Raw genomic sequence first — 17,671 nt, 5'->3', positions numbered from 1 at the left:
GGCCTATGCAGGGGGCCAGAGTTCCACGGTTCCATCCGACATTCGGCAACCGAGCCGGTCGCCCCTATCAGAAAAAGCGCGCCCATCCAGCGTATAGGGCAAGCGGCCCTGCGTGCATCCTAGGGCGTTCCCGCCGGCGGAGTCATTATTTGGGAACGATGGTTTTCGAGTTTATGTTCCATCTAGAGAGTGTCTTTCAAGGCGTTTTCTATTGATATTGTTTAGACAGGCACTTGACAGAAGAGGGAGATAGGATACTTTTTATCCTATTCATCATGATAAATGGTTCATCCGATACAGAATCGGCTTTTTTAGAATTAAAACGTTTTCAGAGTGCCCCGCGCAATCAATGGCCTGGTGTCACTGACGAAGACTGGAGTGACTACCGTTGGCAGCTGCGAAATAACATTCGTACACTTGCCCAGCTCGAGAAGCATCTTACACTGAGCCCAGAGGAAAAACAGGGGGTCCTCCTGACTGAGACAAAGCTCGCGATGGCGATTACCCCTTATTATTTAAGTTTGATCGACCCAGCAGATGCCCATGACCCTATCAGGCGGCAGATTATTCCCCGTATTGAGGAGACACATGAGGATGAGATGGATATGGATGACCCCTGCGGGGAGGATTCCCACATGCCTGTTTCGGGATTGGTTCATCGTTATCCTGACCGAGTTCTTTTCCTTGTGACAGACCGTTGTGCCTCGTATTGCCGTTATTGTACCCGCAGCCGTGTGGTCAGCGGAGCCGGAGATCAGCATTTGGAGACCGATTTTGATCGCGCGATTCAATACATCCGTGAACACACTGAGATCCGTGATGTCCTGCTCTCCGGGGGAGACCCCCTCTTACTCAGTGATGATAAGTTGGATTATATATTGGGAGAGTTACGCAGTATCCCGCATGTGGAATTCCTGCGGATTGGTTCCCGTATCCCGATATTTCTCCCCCAGAGGATTACCCCGGAACTTTGCTCCATCCTCCGGAAATATCATCCCCTTTGGATGAGTATCCATACAAATCATCCCCGTGAACTCACCATCGAGTCGCGTGAGGCAATAGGCCGCCTCGTGGATGCGGGGATCCCCTTAGGTAACCAGTCGGTACTGCTCAGGGGGGTGAATGATGATGTGACGGTGATGAAGGCATTAGTACAAAAACTCCTGATGGCACGGGTCAGACCTTATTATATTTACCAGTGCGATTTGATTAAGGGTTCCGCCCATTTGCGGACCAGTGTCCGTAAAGGACTTGAAATTATGGAAAACCTGCGCGGGCACACCACGGGTTATGCTGTGCCGATGTACGTGATTGACGCCCCGGGCGGTGGAGGAAAAGTCCCGATCATGCCCGATTACATCATTGATCATGATTCCGAGCGGATCATGATACGGAATTTTGAAGGAAAAATTTTCGAGTATCCGGAACCGGAAGGCGAGGGGATTAATATCGGTGAACCCGAGTACGATCTTGACTGGCAGCGCGACCGCAAGTGGTAATCCAAGAAAACGAAAGGTCTTATGAAAGTCGAAGGATTACGCTCACCCTATGAAAAAGTTTGTGGCATTATTTATGCCGCCCGGCTACTGGATAAAGTGCGCCTCCATCAGGCAGGGCAGTTACCGGAAGGATACCACAAAAACCTCGGGGGTGGATTTGATGCGCGTTTGATGAGTTTTATCAATGGTGATTATGTAAAACTTCAGGAGCGGGTGAAACAAGGGGGCAGTGATGAGGAGATTATCCAGTGGTTATTATCCACGTTCAAACACCCGACAGATTTTGAAATTGAGATGTTTAATGCTTTCCTCTCAAAACGTGGTTGGAGGGATGATGCGGCAGATTTCTTGCAAAAACGTAAAGTGGAGGATGGTTTTGGAGGGAGAGAGAATGTGGTGACATTCTTTGATTTGATTGAAGCTGATGAAGAGCCGCTTTGATTTTAAAAAAAAAGGCTAAATTGCTCAATTAATATACGGGTTTATATCCGGAAGTAATTAGGCAATAGAATTTATTATTTCAGTATGTAATAAAAACTGTTGCGCAACTTGCCTGATTCTGTTTGTATACGGCTTCGCATTGAGCGCGGGATAGAGCAGCCTGGTAGCTCGTCAGGCTCATAACCTGAAGGTCGCTGGTTCAAATCCAGCTCCCGCAACCATTTTTCACTGCGATTTATCAGCGGAGTCATAGCTCAATTGGTTAGAGCGCTGCCCTGTCACGGCAGAGGTTGCGGGTTCGAGTCCCGTTGACTCCGCCATTTTTTTAGCTTATTTCTTTCTTTCCTTTTTATAAAAGTTACCTAGTATATATTCACTCAAGGAATGCTGAAATAAATGGCCTTCTTGAGCTAAAGAAAAAACTTTTAAGAAAAATACAACAATGACACATTGGATATTTTGGCAGATACTTGGTTTTTTTGGAGCAGTCGTTTATGCGAGTTTTTTTGAATGGACTTTGCACCGTTATATCATGCATAAAAACTGGAGTTTTTTTTCGTATCCATTCCGTTCTCATGCAATCGTCCATCACACTGTTTTTAAGGCAGACGCTACTTATCACGTTCAAAAAGAAACGGATAAACGCATTGTCCCAATGGCATGGTGGAATGCCCCGATCCTGTGGTCATTACATATACCCCTATTCCTGTTTGTCCAATATCTCATCGGAGCTCCCATATTTTGGGGGATGATGGCGGCGATGATCTGTTATTATTTCACTTATGAATACATGCATTGGTGTATGCATATCCCGAAAAACCGGCATGTAGAGCATTCACCCATTTATTTTCGGTTAAACGGGCATCATCTTCTTCACCACCGTTATATGCATAAAAATTATAATGTCGTGATGCCTTTAGCTGATCTTTTACTGGGCACTTTACTTTTGCGTTCCCCCATTTCCTTCGCTCAGCCTATAGGACACTGTATTCCTCATGTACAGCCAAAGGAGAAGAAGCTCACAAAAGTAGCAGTAGGAAACTCCTAGTCTATTTTGATTACGCGGGTATTACACAGAAAATCGTGTAATGTCCGCTCTTGATTATCGCAGAAGACACTCAAGTATCCGAGATAAAAGATGGCACTGGAGACTAAACTCGCCAAGTATCGGAAGGTGGAAAGTCCATAACCAATCGGAGTGCCGTCTGCCTTCACGACCTTTATCCTGCAAATAATTTTCCCCGGACTGGCACTATATTTTCCAGTAAAGAAAATGAAGTAAGCCGAGGTAATCAAAAGGATGATAACCCAATAAAGATAAAATTTTTGCTGCAAGGCTACCGGATCGACCTCACCACCCGCACTAATCGCATTAAACATATTTTGAATTTCCGTCCAGCCACCCATTCCCCAAAACAGGAAAACTCCCGGAATACAAAGGATTAATTGATCGATCGTCAGTGCCAGAGCACGGACTCCAAAACCAGCATAATGGTCGACGGTGCCGGGAATATGCCCATTTTGGAGAAGGTAACGTAAATATTTATCCTTGTTATCTTTACTCACCCACACTTCACCGAAACGGATCATATCGCTTTCGGTATATATATTTCCGGTAATTGCACAGACGTGTTGACCGGACTGGAGAGGGGTAGAGGAATCCTGATCTGATTTAAATGTAGCCTTGGATTTTTTTGGAGAAATTTCTGGAAATGCCTTTTGAAATGGTATCCAGTCGGCTAAACCCTCTTGCCAAACCAAGGTTTCAGGGGTGAAAATGGGTGTTTTCGCTATTGCACGCAGTTCATCATCAGTGACAGGACCATGTTGTGTTTTTCCGTCGAAGTAATACCATCCCATATTTCAAAGATTAATACCCGAAATGACCATAGAAACAATATTTGATATCAGATATTCCTCTCTTTGGTCTTTACTGATAGGCGGGAGCACGGCAAGCTTAGTGATAATTTAATGAAGTCACCCAGCCAATTGATTCATTTTCTCGGTACAGGACATGGAAATGCCTGTGGAAATCGGTACCATACTGCTATTTTGGTAAAAACAATAGCGGGTTATACCCTGTTTGATTGTGGGGAGCCCGTATGTCATTTACTTAAAAAGAATGGGATCGATTTTAATTCCATTGAGCGTTTGGTCATCTCCCATCTGCACGGGGATCATGTCGGGGGATTTCATATGTTGATCCAAGGGATGTGGCTTGAACGCCGTAAGAGGCCATTACCTATTTATCTGCCGGAGGAGGGGGTTGTCCCTTTACAAGAGATTCTCAAAATGGGTTATTTGGATGAGTCATTAATCGGGTTCAAAATTCATTGGCATATCCTCAAAGTGGGGGTGCCAATCCAAGGGGACAACATTGAGGCGATCCCCTATCCTTCGACTCATCTTGATGTGCTGAAGCAGCTTTTACAAAAGAAGCTAAAAAAACAATTCCAAGCATTTTGTTTTGATGTGAATCTCCGGAAATTTCATCTTGGGATGTCCATGGATTTGGGCGCACCGGAAGACATTGCCCCGCTCTTTTCACAACCCGTCGATTTATTGGTGTGCGAACTCGCCCACTTTGAACCAGAGGCATTGTTTTCCTATTTGAAAGGGAAACCCTTTAAAAAGCTAGTTCTGACCCATATTGCCGAGGAGTTCTACAATATCCGCCCGAAGATTTTAAAGATGGCGGAAAAGTATCTGGGCAAAAATAAGGTGAAGTTTGCGGAAGATGATATGAAGATAACCTTGGGATAATATACTTTGACGAATGAGGGGGTTTAAATTAGTGTTTCTAGGTAATGGTAAACAAACTTCTACTCAATCTTCTCGGGACAGACCTGCGACTTAGCGCGGCTCTGGAGTAAGTTTTTTCTCCCGGACAAAATTTTCACTCTTGAAACCCGATCCGAATCTCCAGGGCCATGATCATTTAGAATAAGGTCGGAGTTTTTTATTCCACAAATTTTAATTTAATCTAGATAAGTATTAAGGAATTTTATGAGCGAGAAGATTTATATATTTGATACAACATTAAGGGACGGAGAACAGTGTCCCGGGGCAAGTATGAATATTCGGCAAAAGCTGGAGGTGGCCCATCAGTTAGCGAGACTGGGTGTGGACATCATTGAGGCTGGTTTTCCGGTCATCAGTAAAGGGGATTTCGAGGCTGTCTCCATGATTGCTAAGGAGGTAAGGGGACCTGTGATTACCGGTCTGGCACGTTGTGTGACTAAAGATATCGATGCGGCCGGGGAAGCGGTAAAGGCAGCCGGTAAAAACGGAAGGATTCACGTTTTTTTAGGTACATCTAAAATCCACCGTGAATTCAAATTTGGCAAAGCCCAGGATGAAATATTAAAGTTGGCTGTGGAAGGCGTTAAACGTGCCCGTTCGCATGTGAAGAATATCGAGTTTTCCCCCGAAGATGCTTCACGCACAGAAGTTGATTTTTTAAAGAAAATCGTTGAAGCCGTCATTGCCGCTGGCGCGACCACAATCAATTTACCTGACACAGTGGGTTACGCAGCTCCCGAGGAATACGGTAAAATATTCAAGTACCTGATCGAAAATTGCAAGGGAGGGCGTGATGTTATTTTCAGCACCCATTGCCATAATGACTTGGGGATGGCAGTGGCGAACTCATTGTCAGCCGTTCAAAATGGGGCTCGTCAGGTGGAATGTACGATCAATGGAATCGGTGAACGTGCCGGTAATGCCGCTTTGGAAGAGATTGTCATGGCGATAAAAACCCGGAAAGATTATTTCCGCAATTTGCGTATGGATATCGATCTGAAAGAAATTGTGAAGACCTCCCGTTTGGTCTCCCGGATGACCGGTTTCCTGATTCAACGGAATAAAGCGATTGTCGGTGAAAACGCTTTTGCCCACAGCTCAGGCATCCATCAGGACGGGATTATTAAGAAACGCGAGACCTATGAGATTATGGATCCGAAATTAGTCGGCTGGGGGGAGACTGAGCTGCCCCTGACCAAACACAGTGGACGCCATGCAATGGTCATCCGCCTGAAGCACTTAGGATTCCGCTTGAGTGACGCTGAAATAAACGATGTTTTCACGCGGTTTAAAGAGATTGGTGACCGTAAAAAATTCGTTTATGATGATGATTTAGCTGCCTTGGTAGGGGGGCAATTTGCAGGGCGCGAAGCTTATAAACTGGATTATATCTGCGTGACGAGTGGTTCAAAGACTGTTCCCACTGCCACTGTGAGGTTGTTGCACAAGGATAAAATCTCTTTGCAGGATTCCGGAACGGGGGATGGGGCTGTCGATGCTGCCATGAAAACGATTGACCGCCTGACCGGGGTTCATGGGAATCTGGTCGAGTATGCGGTTCGAGCCACCACCGAAGGCAAGGATGCCATGGGTGAAGTCACGATCAAAGTGGATTTTGGCGACGGGGAATTAGTCACCGGCAAAGGAGCCAGCACGGATGTCATTGAAGCCAGTGCCCGGGCATATTTGAATGCAGTGAACCGCCATGTATTTGAAAGCCCGGCTAAAAAGGGTAAAAAGAAGATCGTTAATCCACAACCCTAGATTTACCAAGGTATATATGATTAAGAGTCTAGCTATTATTGAGATGATATTGTCACTGGCATTAATTGCTGCATTTGTGATTCTCTCACAACAAACCGATGCGGTAAAACTCACCCGTGCCATGGAGGCGACTTCCAGAAGCTTGGAGGAAGCGGCAAAAGTCTCGTTAGCAGCAAAGGACTATTATGGGAATATGAGTGAATCCCTCCAAAAAAGCGGGGAAGCCATGCGTGACATGGCTCCTACGGTGAAGAATTTTGGAGATAAGGTGTCAGCGGCTGGGTTTCTCCTCAAAGACATGAAGTTACCCACAAGTATCACCCTTGATGGCTTCAAACCTGTGCTGGAATATGCAAAACCCTTTTCGACCAATTCCCTTGCGGAAGTGGGGGAAGGATTTCATAAAGTCGGTGAGAGTTTTGAGTCCAGCGGCCCTCAACTGATTAAAATGGCGGAAGACAGTCCAAAGATCAGCGCAAGCCTACAGACTGTCCATGACCAGTTACTCATCGCCAGCGGTGAATTAAAAGTCCCGATCCAAGGACAGTTTACCCTGTTTTATGTCGGGATAGGGGCGGGAGTACTGATGTTTCTTCAAAGCATTACCGTCCTCTTGATTGGCGGAAGGTTGACACAAATAGAAAAAAACGCGTCGAAGTAAGTTTTGTTCCTGACTGTGACACCCCTTATTTTCGTCGATAAATGATATAATAGACTAGCGCGACAATAACGCTTCCCCCAAAGATATTTCCTAAAACGACGGGAACCATATTATATATAAACCCGCTCCATGTGAGATGATTAATTAAAGTTAACCCCTCGCCATAACTCCCTTTAAGTAAGATTCCCAGGGGGATTAAATACATATTTGCCACGCTATGTTCGAAACCCGCCGCCACAAAGGCGGTGACAGGAAAGATACATGCGAGAACCTTGTCTGTGACGGTACGTCCGGACATGGCCATCCAGACACCCAAGCATACAAGGAGATTACACAAGATACCCTTGAAAAAGAGCTCACTCCACGGGGCGGAAGTCTTATAAATAGCGATTTTTACTGCTTGTAAGCCGACAGCACCATCGTGCATGGCGGCATGATGTGAATAATAAACAATGAGTACGAGGCCCAATGCTCCTAAAAAATTCGTGATCAGGATAATGGTCCAGTTTTTGATTAATTCAAAAAAAGTAATTTTCCGGCTTACTAAGGCCATGACGAGTAAATTATTCCCCGTAAAAAGTTCTGCTCCAGCAATCACAACCAGGATTAATCCCAATGAAAAAGCGAGCCCTCCAATGACTCGTGCAAGGGTGAAATTTAGTGTCGGATCGCTTACCACTAGGGTGTAAAACATGCTTCCCAGACCGATAAAGCCACCAGCCATAATGCCGAGAGCCGACATGGGCAAGAGCGGGAGTCGCGCTTTGGTGATCCCTAATTTATCGACCCTTTCAGCAATTTCCTTTGGTGAATAAGAATCGAATCCAAAAATAGTTGGATTTTCGATTTTTCGATCCTCTGCTGGTTTTTGTTCGGCACCCATAAAAACTTCATTACCAATCACTTATTCTCCCGGCAAGGAGTTTATCCTTTTTTCTGATAAAAGGAGAGGGAGTTTATCCTTAATGACAGGGTTATTAGTCTTTGATTGTGTAAATAAATCTAAATCAACGCTTGTAAATAATGCATACTCCGGTAGGGCTTTGATTTTAACATTATTCTGATTATGACAAAAATAAAATTTGGCCCTATTGAAATCATCCCCAAAATCAATGATCGTGGTGAGTTCGTGTCTATTGGAACGGTGACAAATGACGGCATCCCACTCAGGAATCCTGATATACGCTTTCTTCCATGGTTTGATACTTATTCAGGTGATATTTTTTCCCGGTTTCATTTTGTCAAAACCGAGCAAATTGCGGACGGCACGATCATCCATTTAAAAGCGGTTAGCTCGAATGATTATCCTTTCCGCGAGAAAAGGGATACTTCCGGGGATATTTGTTTCCGGGATATTTGTTGGGATGCTCCTGTTAAAGAGCTTGATTTCAGGATACAGCTCCGCCCGGTCCAGGATCAAATTGATGGTCACACGTTTAACGGTTTTAAATATTGGTTTGAGGCAGACAATGATAGTCTGAAGTTCCACCGTGTCCTTGACCGCCAGACTTGGGAGATTGGGGCCACGATTGAGGGGAATACCCAAGTGCTCCGCAGTTGGCTCACCCCCGCCCGAGCCGAGCTGGGCAAGGAAATGGCTTATTCGACCGCTGGTTTCGAACACGAGATTGGTTGTATGCCTGGCAATCTCTGGGCGCGTTGGACACTTTTGCCAGCCTATGATTTACAACGGGGCAAAGCCAATCAAGGTGTTTTATTAGCTTATTTCGACGAGGTATCCCTGATCCGTACGGTTGTTGAAAAAGGGCTAGGTGACAACCATTTGAGGATTTTGGACATGCATTTCTTTGCTGAGAGTGCGTCTTTCAAGACAAATCCCAAGACGATACTTTATTGCCCGGATACACTGGATAATGTCGATCTGATGAATCTCTGGACCCGGATGCATGACCGCGAACGGGATAAAGCCCGCAAACAGTTTGATATCAGAAAAGATGGGCCACCGGAAATCACACTTTGTAAGAATGTATGGGTGAATGTGAAATTTGACGAGTCATACCAAGATGTCATTGATCTGGCTTCGGAATTGAATGCTGACAATGTGATGATCGACCCGATCTGGGAAAGTGGCCAGACACACATGGATGAACTGGCAAAAGTCAAAGTCGCGGACACCCTCGGCCATACAAGCACCTTGGAGAAGTTATGCCTTTCGAACCAATGCGCCGTGATTGATTGGGAAGTCGATCGGATGAGGGGTGGGGAAGAAGGCTTAAAAAAAGTTTGTGATTACGGAAAATCAAAAAACATCAATATACTTTCGTGGATCGCCACTCACATGGCCCCAAACTCGCAATGGAGGCATGGGAACTTTAATAAAGGAAAAGGAACCGGTAAATTTGGTGTCTTTGCAGCAAAAGAGAGTGGGTACCATCCCGACACAGGATACCCCGGAGATTGTTGGCCGTTGAATCTCAATGGTCCTATGTGTGATTATGTTATTGAACGGGTGATCGATATCAGCCGGAAAACAGGATTAAAGGGTTTCCTCTGGGATTCATTCTCTAATCTCGGCTGGTGGCAGCTTGATTATTCTGCGGGCACAATGAAACCTCAGTTTGAACGGATGGCTAAGGTTTATGCCGATTTGGCCAATGAGGGGCTTTACCTAATGCCTGAGGCGATTACGACATTTTCCAGTCATTCATGTCTGGGAATGTATGGGGGCGATACTTATCGGGATGAAGACCTTGGTTACTCCTATGATTCCTGTGTCCATCCTCCCGTAAAAGAGGGGACTCATGAATATATTGACAATGAGATTCTCCGTGGGAAATCTTCTGTCGATTATCTTTTCCAGTGTATCGCACATAAACGCGTTCCTAATATGGCATGCTGGCAGGTTCCGGTTGCAGAACGCGATCCGAAGGTCATTGTCCAATTGAGGGATTTATTTACCGCTTACAAAAAAATCCGTTCATCCATGGATAAACGGACGGTTCTCAAGGATGGACAAGGTGTGCTTTGGGAATCCGAAGATGGAAAGAAGAAACATCTCTTCTCATTCAAGGAACAAGTTTCCCCTGCTGCAAATGCGATTGAGGTCATTTCAGGGAAACCTGCCGAAAATGGGAAGTTACAGACCAATAAAGTTTATCTGATTGATTAAATATCGGTGTTTGGCTCAAAAGGTTTCTGTTATTGGATTAAATTCTTAAAAAAGAAAAAAGGGCAACCGTACTGGTTGCCCTTGAATATTTTCAAGATAAGAATCGAGGCTTGTATTTAAAGGTGAGCCCCTTTGCTAGCGATAATCTCTTGATAACAATAACCACTATCCTTGATGGTGCGTTTGAGGGTTTTCAAATCGGTATGAACGAGGCCAAACCGCATGTGATACCCTTCAGCCCACCCGAAATTATCCATAAAACTCCAGAACATATAACCACGGATATCGACTCCATCATTGAGTGCTCGTTTCATTGCCCCGACATATTTTTTAATATATTCCACCCTCCCCGTGTCGTGAACACGTCCGTCATCTGAGACTTTGTCTGTTGGTTCGGGTAAACCATTTTCGGTAATCATCTGGGGGAATCCCTTATAACGCTCTGAAAGCTGTTTGAAACAATCGTAAAAACCTTGGGGATAAACCACAGAGTCCCATGAATTTTTCTCTAATCCTTCAGGGGGTTTGCCATAATTCCATCCTTGGTAGGTGTGAGTATCACCCGATTCCACCCAGATACTGAAATAGTGGTTAAACCCGACAATATCGGTATTCGCGTGCATGAGTTCGTCATCGCCTTTTTTCACGAAGAAATCGTCCCCATGATCATAGGCGCGTTTCAGGGCTGCTTCAGGGTAACCACCACCTTTAAAGATCGGATCCAGATACCAGAAAGTCTGGTCTTCTTCACAATGGCGATATGCTTCGACATTTTTGGGTTCATTATTCAGCGGATAAAAAGCGGCTATATTCACCCCTGTTGCAACAATTCCTCCCGGGACAAGCTCTTTAACGGCTCTTGCGGCTGCCCCGTGGCAGAGTGTGAGATGGTGATTGGACCTGCACAAGGCTGTATAACAGCCTCCTACGGATGCTGGGGCATGCCATCCATCATCCATGGCGGTATCCGAGTTTGGAATGGACATTAGGTTCGTTGATCGGGATCCAGTATTTGACCCGGTCACCCAATGCTTTGATCACCGTGCGGGCATATTGCTCAAACCATGTCACGGACCGGCGGTTGAGCCAGCCGCCACTCTGGTGGATAGCCAATGGCAGGTCCCAGTGGAAAAGGGTGGCCATCGGGCTGATCCCGTTTTCGATTAAACAATCCACAAGACGGGAATAATAATCCAGCCCCTTTTGATTGACCTCTCCATGGCCATGAGGATAAGTGCGGGGCCAGGAAATAGAAAAACGGTAGGCATTCAGCCCCAGTTTTTTCATCAGGGCGGCATCTTCCATATAGCGATGGTACCGGTCGCAGGCTACATCAGCATTTGAACCGTCTTTGACCACCGGGAGTATGCCCGAAAGCATCCCAGATGGATGGACCTTTACCATCGAGATTCCATGCCCCTTCGACTTGGTGTGAAGCGGTGGCAGAGCCCCAGAAAAAATCATCAGGAAAGTTTTTCATTATTGGATATGTTTGGTTGATTCGATAGTGTATTGTTGCCCGTTGAACTGTCCGGTCCGCACGAGGTGAGCTTGGCCGGAGCTGGAACTCACAGAGGCCAGATTGCAGACCCCACGGGTGAAGTCATAAGTATTGCCGTCATCTTCGATGAGTGTTGCAGGCAAATTGCCCTGGCCGTAGATGAATATATCGAGTTTAAAGCTATTTGGGTCTCCTGTGTGTGGGGTTGGTTTTGCCAGAGGCAGGACTGTTCCCGATTTCACAAAAAGGGGAATGATATCCAGGGGAACCTTCATGGTGCTTTTTTGGGAGCCCGGATATTTCTGTCCTGTCCAGAAATCAAACCATTCCCCTTCAGGAAGGTAGATTTCACGTTCGGCCTTTCCGGCGACGATCGGGGCGACCATGAGGTTATCCCCCATCATCCATTGGTTATCCACCCCGTAGGTTTCCTTGTCGTGGGGGTAGTCCATGACCAAGGCGCGAAAAGGGGGAGTCCCCTTTAGGTAATATTGGTAGAATGCCCCGTATAGGTAAGGGATTAATTGCATGCGCAGTTCGAAAAACTTACGGCAACTTGCTTCAAGTTGTTCGTAATTCTCGAGGAATTTATCTTCGTTATTCTCAGTGTAACGCCACTGTTTCCAAGGGGGATTTTTGATATACCAAGCATTCACGAGTGCTTGTGGGGAGAGACAGACTGATTGGATACGGCGGATCAAATCTTCCTCGGAAGCCCCTTCACGGACTTCAGGACACCAGAGTAAACCGCTGAATCCGGAATTCACCACCCCGCGGATGAAGTCATTGTGGTCGTAGAGGTCGCTGTAGAGGACAAAGGGATAAGAACTCGACAGGGCGTGGGCATTACGCACTTCCGAGTACGTGCGCAAATTGCGCTTCACAAAGACGCTGTCGATTGTCTCCATGTAGTTCACCCCCATGAGACTGTGCATTTGTTCACCGTCAAGACCGCCGGGGAATTGAGAGATTTCAGGGAAAGACCAGGGGAATGCGATGAAGTCGGAGTTATCACATTCGTCGAGTTTGTATCCCGATACCCCGAGGGAGACATGTTCTTTGTCATGATGGTCTGCAAAGATTTTGCGGACATTCGGCAGGGTTAAATCAGGCACGACGCCTTGTTTAAATGCCTCAAAATTCCCAGAAAAATCTTGCACTTGCTGATAGATGGGGGAGGCGGGGTGGGTAAATTGGTGACTCCAGAGATTGACCTTAAATCCCTTTTCCGCCAGGGCATCTACGACCGCTTTGGGGTTAGGGAATTTTTCGGTATTCCAGACATAAGAGCAGGCATAGGAGTGGGTTTGCCAGCCGGGTTCAAACCCCAATACGTCACAGGGCATATTACTCGAACGGAAATTGTCGGCGAGTTTCAGGAAATCATCCGTTCCAAAATCAGCCCGGCCCCGATACCACACCCCGAGACCCCAACGGGGAGGGAGGACCCCACCACCGCTGAAGAGATTGTAACGGGAAACGGCATCTTTCATATTTGGTCCACCAAATATGTAGATATCAGCTCCTTGGACGTGGGGGATTTCGATAAAAATCCGTTTATTTTGTGCGACACTTTTATCGACATACAGGTCCTGGGTAAAAGCACCAAGATTCGTTTTTTGACCTTTATCATGAGCCTCCCGCTTTTGAAGGGGTGTGGCACAGGCGACATAGAATGTCGCGTAACGGGCTGTATCCACGAGAATCCCGTACCCGGATGTGGTTACATAAAATGGGACCGGTGCGTGGGAGTCTCCCGCATCGGCGATGGGGTCCGAGTTGACACGCAGGGTTTTTTTCTTGGCGATCTGGTTAAAGGATTTTAATTGCAGTCCTAGTCCATAAACTGAATCTTCAAATCCAAGTGGGATTTCAATCACAAACCCCCGTTGGGTTTGGTAACTTTTAATCTGGCTACTCTCAAAGGGTGGGTGAGTGGTTTCTGATAATTGCGTGAATCTTTCAACGGGAACCGGTTGACGGTTACGCATGCTTATGGGGGTGAGTTTCTCGGGTGTCCCAAGGGTGACTTTCCAAATGCCGGGATGAATGGGGTTCATATAATAGGGGTTAGAATTAATGTGTTGATTGGGCGGAGTTTGGTAAAAATCCCGTGAATTACAAGCGGAAGTTCATACAAATATTCGTCAATCAAAGACCTTTTAATGTTAGTAAAAATAATAAATTGACACTTATTGCATTTATAAAATAGGTCTTCACAAATATATACATAAAGGCTTTAATTTTTGGCTCGTATGAATAGTTTAAAAATTGAAGAAAGTTTTTGAATGCCAGTGGAAATTTTTGTAAGAAAAATTAAGCAGAAAATTTTTGATGACCGCATTTTTTTAACCCGGATATTAGCATTTGGTCTAATTATTTTTTTATTACTGTCTGGAAGTTACTGGAGAACCCAGAGTGAGATCATCCAAATTATTTTTTTAAGCTTTGGAATCATCCTTTCCGGGGTCGGAGCCATCGGGAGAATATGGTGCTCTGTCTACATTGCCGGTTATAAGAATAAAATCCTCGTTGTAGAAGGACCATACTCGATGACCCGTAATCCGCTTTATTTTTTTAGTTTAGTGGGAGGGATTGGTTTCGGGCTCTTCACCATGACATTAACAGCCCCCGTGTTCATCATTATCGCTTTTGCCCTCTATTACCCTTCGGTCATCAAGAAGGAAGAGGAACGCCTAGAGTCCATTTACGGAGATTCCTTCAGGTCTTATAAACAAAAGGTCCCGTCCTTTTTCCCTAATTTTAAGATCTATTCTGATCCTGAGTCCTTCACGGTGAATGCGAGGGCTTTGCAAAGTCAGATCCCGAGTTCATTTTCATTTATCCTTGCCCTCCCGGGGATTTTGGCGATCCATGGATTTCAGTATTTGGGATGGGTAAAGGTTTTTTGGACGGTCTATTAAATATTTGTAGGGGTAGCCTCAGCGCGAGGCCCCCCAAGCTGTCTAAATATCGATAAATTCTATTTTACGTTGAGTAAATCGGGCTGTCCGGCGGTATCCGATTTTTTTGACTAATTCTAATGCCTTTTCAAAATCCATCCCTACTTCAGCCGGTTTATGGGCATCCGATGAAATGACAATGGGGATATTATGTTCAAATGCGATTTTAAGGAAATCCTCACTCGGGTAAATCTCGCCCACTGGCTTTCTTAATCCGGCGGTGCTGACTTCGATTGCGACCCCCATCTTCATACATTGGTAAAGGGGGCCTTTGTAATATTGGGTCAAATCCCCTTTCGGGCGGTGACCAAATTTTTTGACTAGGTCCGGATGAGCCATGATATCAAAAAGCCCGGTGCAGATAGCCTGTTCCCATAAAAAGAAATACCGCTCCCAGATATCCTCGATCGACATTTCATCGTAACGGTGGACGAGGTCGGGGTTGTCAAAACCCCAGTCATTGATGTAATGGACAGAACCAATCACATAATCGAAATCATAGTCTTTGGTCAGTGTTTCGATATAGAGCTCTGTGCCGGGATGGAAGTCCGCCTCAATCCCGAACTTCACCTTGTAATCCGAAAACCGTTGCCGGGCATCATCGACGATCCTTTGGTAAATGGGCATCTGATTGGAATTCATCCGGAAATCAGGATCATACCAGGGAGGCATGGGACAATGATCGGAAAAACCGATTTCTCCAATGCCGCGTTCAATGGCCTTTTCCACATATTCCCACGGTGCCCCGCTGGCATGTTTGCAGAGGGGTGTGTGCATATGGTAATCGGCTAGTGATAAAAGAGAGATTTCGGACATAATTTAATGACGAATTAAATGGATTAAACCATAATAGTCACGCTACAAATTGTTTGGCTCATCGTATTTTTGAGTGCCGAGAATTGAGAGGGGGAGGGCCGCTCATCCTACAGAATTAGTTTGGCCATCCTGATTTCCTCATCCTTCGTGCCTTTCTGTTCTTCGTGATGCAAATTGCTCTGGCAGGCAAGCAGGGCCGCTCGCCCTAAAAGAGAATGAGAAAAAACTTTGCGTTACTCCCGCGGACTTGTGCCGTGAAACTGATTTTCTTCCTGTGTGGAAATATAACCATTAGCCGGATGGATTTTCGAGCGCGTCGAGTCGGTTATGCGGGGACGGGGGTGCGCAATTTGCTGATGATGCGGGGGAGGGCCTCGAGGGCTTGGTCGATATCTTTGCGTTGGTTATAGACGCTCAGGGAGAGGCGGATGGAGCCTTTGGCGGCCTCGTCTGAGAGTCCCATGGCCTTGAGAACGTGGGAAGGTTCAAGGGAGCCGGTCGTGCAGGCTGAACCGCTGGAGGCACAAATGCCTTCACGGTCGAGATTAACCAAGATCGCATCGGCTTCCACCCCGTCGATTGCGATACTGATCGTATTAGGAAGGCGGGGGGATGATTCCCCATTGATTTTTACTCCCGGGATGGCGGCTTTTAATCCATTTTCTAAGTCATCGCGGAGTTTGCGCACTTCGGTATTCTCTTTGTCCATGAGATGGAGGGCGAGTTCACACGCTTTGCCCAGAGCCACGATGGATGCGACATTTTCGGTGCCGCCCCGTTTGCCGCGTTCCTGTCCGCCGCCGATTGAGTAAGGTTTGAAATTGACCCGTTTACGGACGAAAAGAACCCCCACACCTTTGGGACAATGAAGTTTATGGCCGGATAAGGAGAGCATATCGATTTTATTAGCCGCCATATTAATGGGGATTTTGCCGACGGCCTGTACGGCGTCCGTATGGAAAAGGACATTTTTCTTTTTGCAAACCTCAGCAAATTGCTCCACGGGGAAGAGGACGCCTGTCTCGTTATTGGCCCACATGATAGAAACGATGGCCGTATCCGGGCGGATGGCGGCTTCGAGAGTATCGGGTGAGATCATTCCGTCACTATCGACATCCAAGCGGGTGATTTCGTACCCCTGAGATTCGAGGTATTCGGTTTGTTTTTTAACGGCGGAATGCTCGACTTTTGTGGTGATGATATGTTTTTTGCCCGGTTGAGTAATAAGGGCTGAATGGATGGCCGCATTATCGGACTCCGTGCCGCAACTGGTAAAAATGATTTCCCTCGGGTCAGCCACGATCAATGCCGCGACTTGCTCACGGGCTTTTTCGATAGCGAGGGTGATCTGATTGCCGAAACGGTAGGAGCTCGAGGGGTTTCCGTAGAACTCGGTTAAGAAGGGTAACATTGCCTCCACGACTTCCGGGGCGATTTGAGTGGTGGCATTATTATCCAGATAAGTAATTTTGTCTTTACCGATATTCATAAGGCATGTGAGAAAGCCATTTTTAGGCCAAAAAGACAAGCGCAACTTGCGTCATACTGTGCCGGCTTGGACAAAACAGTAGTTAAAAAGGGTTTGCCACTCGGCCAATTGGATTTGTCGGCAAAGCATCTCCTCAGGCAGTCCCGAATCACGATACTGCTCACATAATCCGATATAATAGAACGGATCCCAGCTGTCGGTGAGTGCGAGAAACGGGGCTTGGGGGCAAGTTGCCTCATTGATCAAGGGGGTGACTACGGCAGTGATTTTGGGGAAAACGGGGTGTTTACCAACGCGATTAAACCAGTAGGCGGCATTACCTGCGTCGGGCTCGCGCCTGTGCATGATCCCGTGCCAGTAGCTCCCTGTGGACGTCGGGATATCCTGCGAAATCTTGTGGGAATCATCGAGGTAGTCATTCAAGAGCCAGAGAGCGGCTACACAACATTGATTCATTACGGGGTTTTGTGCAGGAATATCCTTAATAAAGGGGGAGATATTAAGTCGGGCGTCAGGGAGGGGATGGCCGGGGCCTAATACCGGCAGGGGGATACTCTCAATGAGTTTGCTGATCCCGGAAGGAAGATTGGGCATAAGGGGAAATG

The 17,671-nt window shown here is 46.3% G+C and carries 17 protein-coding genes and 2 tRNA genes; 10 read left to right on the top strand and 9 right to left on the bottom strand.

Annotation, left to right across the window (positions count from 1 at the left end; all coding sequences use genetic code 11):
• Window positions 1-233 precede the first annotated feature (233 nt).
• From ablA to SGI98_07630, 5 genes are all read left to right on the top strand, one after another.
• A complete protein-coding gene (gene ablA / locus SGI98_07650; protein ID MDZ4743275.1) occupies window positions 234-1,499 on the top strand; it encodes a lysine 2,3-aminomutase in 1,266 nt (421 codons plus the stop codon).
• Between the two features lie 21 nt (window positions 1,500-1,520).
• Window positions 1,521-1,940, top strand: coding sequence for a DUF5069 domain-containing protein (locus SGI98_07645; protein MDZ4743274.1), 420 nt, complete (start codon window positions 1,521-1,523; stop codon window positions 1,938-1,940).
• A 144-nt stretch (window positions 1,941-2,084) separates the two neighbouring features.
• Window positions 2,085-2,161 (top strand) — tRNA-Met (locus tag SGI98_07640).
• 22 nt (window positions 2,162-2,183) lie between these two features.
• Window positions 2,184-2,260, top strand: a tRNA-Asp gene (locus SGI98_07635).
• Window positions 2,261-2,382: 122 nt separating this feature from the next.
• Window positions 2,383-2,988 (top strand): fatty acid hydroxylase, encoded by a 606-nt coding sequence (locus SGI98_07630; protein MDZ4743273.1) that lies wholly within the window; start codon window positions 2,383-2,385, stop codon window positions 2,986-2,988.
• On the opposite strand, the gene SGI98_07625 is transcribed toward SGI98_07630, so the two are convergent.
• Window positions 2,985-3,800 (bottom strand): RDD family protein, encoded by an 816-nt coding sequence (locus SGI98_07625; protein MDZ4743272.1) that lies wholly within the window; start codon window positions 3,798-3,800, stop codon window positions 2,985-2,987. The genes SGI98_07630 and SGI98_07625 overlap by 4 nt on opposite strands.
• A 111-nt stretch (window positions 3,801-3,911) precedes the next feature.
• On the opposite strand from SGI98_07625, the gene SGI98_07620 reads away from it, so the two are divergent.
• The 3 genes from SGI98_07620 to SGI98_07610 all read left to right on the top strand — a co-directional run bounded on the left by SGI98_07620 (window position 3,912) and on the right by SGI98_07610 (window position 7,167).
• Window positions 3,912-4,703 (top strand): MBL fold metallo-hydrolase, encoded by a 792-nt coding sequence (locus SGI98_07620; protein MDZ4743271.1) that lies wholly within the window; start codon window positions 3,912-3,914, stop codon window positions 4,701-4,703.
• Window positions 4,704-4,946: 243 nt separating this feature from the next.
• Complete coding sequence (locus SGI98_07615) at window positions 4,947-6,506, top strand: 2-isopropylmalate synthase (protein ID MDZ4743270.1); 1,560 nt, start codon at window positions 4,947-4,949, stop codon at window positions 6,504-6,506.
• A 16-nt stretch (window positions 6,507-6,522) separates the two neighbouring features.
• Window positions 6,523-7,167, top strand: a complete 645-nt coding sequence (locus tag SGI98_07610) for a hypothetical protein (protein MDZ4743269.1) — start codon at window positions 6,523-6,525, stop codon at window positions 7,165-7,167.
• Window positions 7,168-7,192: 25 nt separating this feature from the next.
• Here the strand turns inward: SGI98_07610 and SGI98_07605 are convergent, their stop codons facing one another.
• Window positions 7,193-8,050: a formate/nitrite transporter family protein gene (locus SGI98_07605; protein ID MDZ4743268.1), complete on the bottom strand. Its 858-nt coding sequence runs from the start codon at window positions 8,048-8,050 to the stop codon at window positions 7,193-7,195.
• Window positions 8,051-8,233: 183 nt separating this feature from the next.
• Between SGI98_07605 and SGI98_07600 the strand changes: the two genes are divergently transcribed.
• Entirely contained in the window at window positions 8,234-10,297 is a 2,064-nt protein-coding gene (locus tag SGI98_07600; protein MDZ4743267.1) for a hypothetical protein, read from the top strand.
• A gap of 116 nt (window positions 10,298-10,413) precedes the next feature.
• On the opposite strand, the gene SGI98_07595 is transcribed toward SGI98_07600, so the two are convergent.
• From SGI98_07595 to SGI98_07580, 4 genes are read right to left on the bottom strand one after another with little or no spacing between them, the layout of a single operon-like run.
• Window positions 10,414-11,283 carry a family 1 glycosylhydrolase gene (locus SGI98_07595; GenBank protein MDZ4743266.1) on the bottom strand — a complete coding sequence of 290 codons (870 nt, stop codon included), beginning with the start codon at window positions 11,281-11,283 and terminating at the stop codon, window positions 10,414-10,416.
• On the bottom strand, window positions 11,249-11,677 hold the full coding sequence (locus SGI98_07590) for a family 1 glycosylhydrolase (GenBank protein MDZ4743265.1): 429 nt from the start codon (window positions 11,675-11,677) through the stop codon (window positions 11,249-11,251). Before SGI98_07590 ends, SGI98_07595 begins: the two co-directional genes overlap by 35 nt.
• On the bottom strand, window positions 11,631-11,777 hold the full coding sequence (locus tag SGI98_07585) for a family 1 glycosylhydrolase (GenBank protein MDZ4743264.1): 147 nt from the start codon (window positions 11,775-11,777) through the stop codon (window positions 11,631-11,633). Before SGI98_07585 ends, SGI98_07590 begins: the two co-directional genes overlap by 47 nt.
• Window positions 11,777-13,858: a glycoside hydrolase family 31 protein gene (locus SGI98_07580; protein MDZ4743263.1), complete on the bottom strand. Its 2,082-nt coding sequence runs from the start codon at window positions 13,856-13,858 to the stop codon at window positions 11,777-11,779. Before SGI98_07580 ends, SGI98_07585 begins: the two co-directional genes overlap by 1 nt.
• A gap of 228 nt (window positions 13,859-14,086) precedes the next feature.
• Between SGI98_07580 and SGI98_07575 the strand changes: the two genes are divergently transcribed.
• Window positions 14,087-14,722 carry an isoprenylcysteine carboxylmethyltransferase family protein gene (locus SGI98_07575; protein MDZ4743262.1) on the top strand — a complete coding sequence of 212 codons (636 nt, stop codon included), beginning with the start codon at window positions 14,087-14,089 and terminating at the stop codon, window positions 14,720-14,722.
• Window positions 14,723-14,764: 42 nt separating this feature from the next.
• Here the strand turns inward: SGI98_07575 and SGI98_07570 are convergent, their stop codons facing one another.
• From SGI98_07570 to SGI98_07560, 3 genes are all read right to left on the bottom strand, one after another.
• Complete coding sequence (locus tag SGI98_07570) at window positions 14,765-15,577, bottom strand: histidinol-phosphatase HisJ family protein (GenBank protein ID MDZ4743261.1); 813 nt, start codon at window positions 15,575-15,577, stop codon at window positions 14,765-14,767.
• Between the two features lie 325 nt (window positions 15,578-15,902).
• A complete protein-coding gene (gene nifS, locus SGI98_07565; GenBank protein ID MDZ4743260.1) occupies window positions 15,903-17,066 on the bottom strand; it encodes a cysteine desulfurase NifS in 1,164 nt (387 codons plus the stop codon).
• A gap of 51 nt (window positions 17,067-17,117) precedes the next feature.
• The gene (locus SGI98_07560) at window positions 17,118-17,660 is read right to left on the bottom strand and encodes a hypothetical protein (protein MDZ4743259.1); all 543 of its coding nucleotides are present in this window, start codon (window positions 17,658-17,660) and stop codon (window positions 17,118-17,120) included.
• Window positions 17,661-17,671: the final 11 nt, after the last annotated feature.

This window comes from Verrucomicrobiota bacterium (assembly GCA_034440155.1).
In the GTDB taxonomy this organism is placed as follows: Bacteria; Verrucomicrobiota; Verrucomicrobiia; order JAWXBN01; family JAWXBN01; genus JAWXBN01.
Note: the sequence above shows the minus strand (reverse complement) of the source record. Positions and strands in the feature narration are given on the sequence as shown.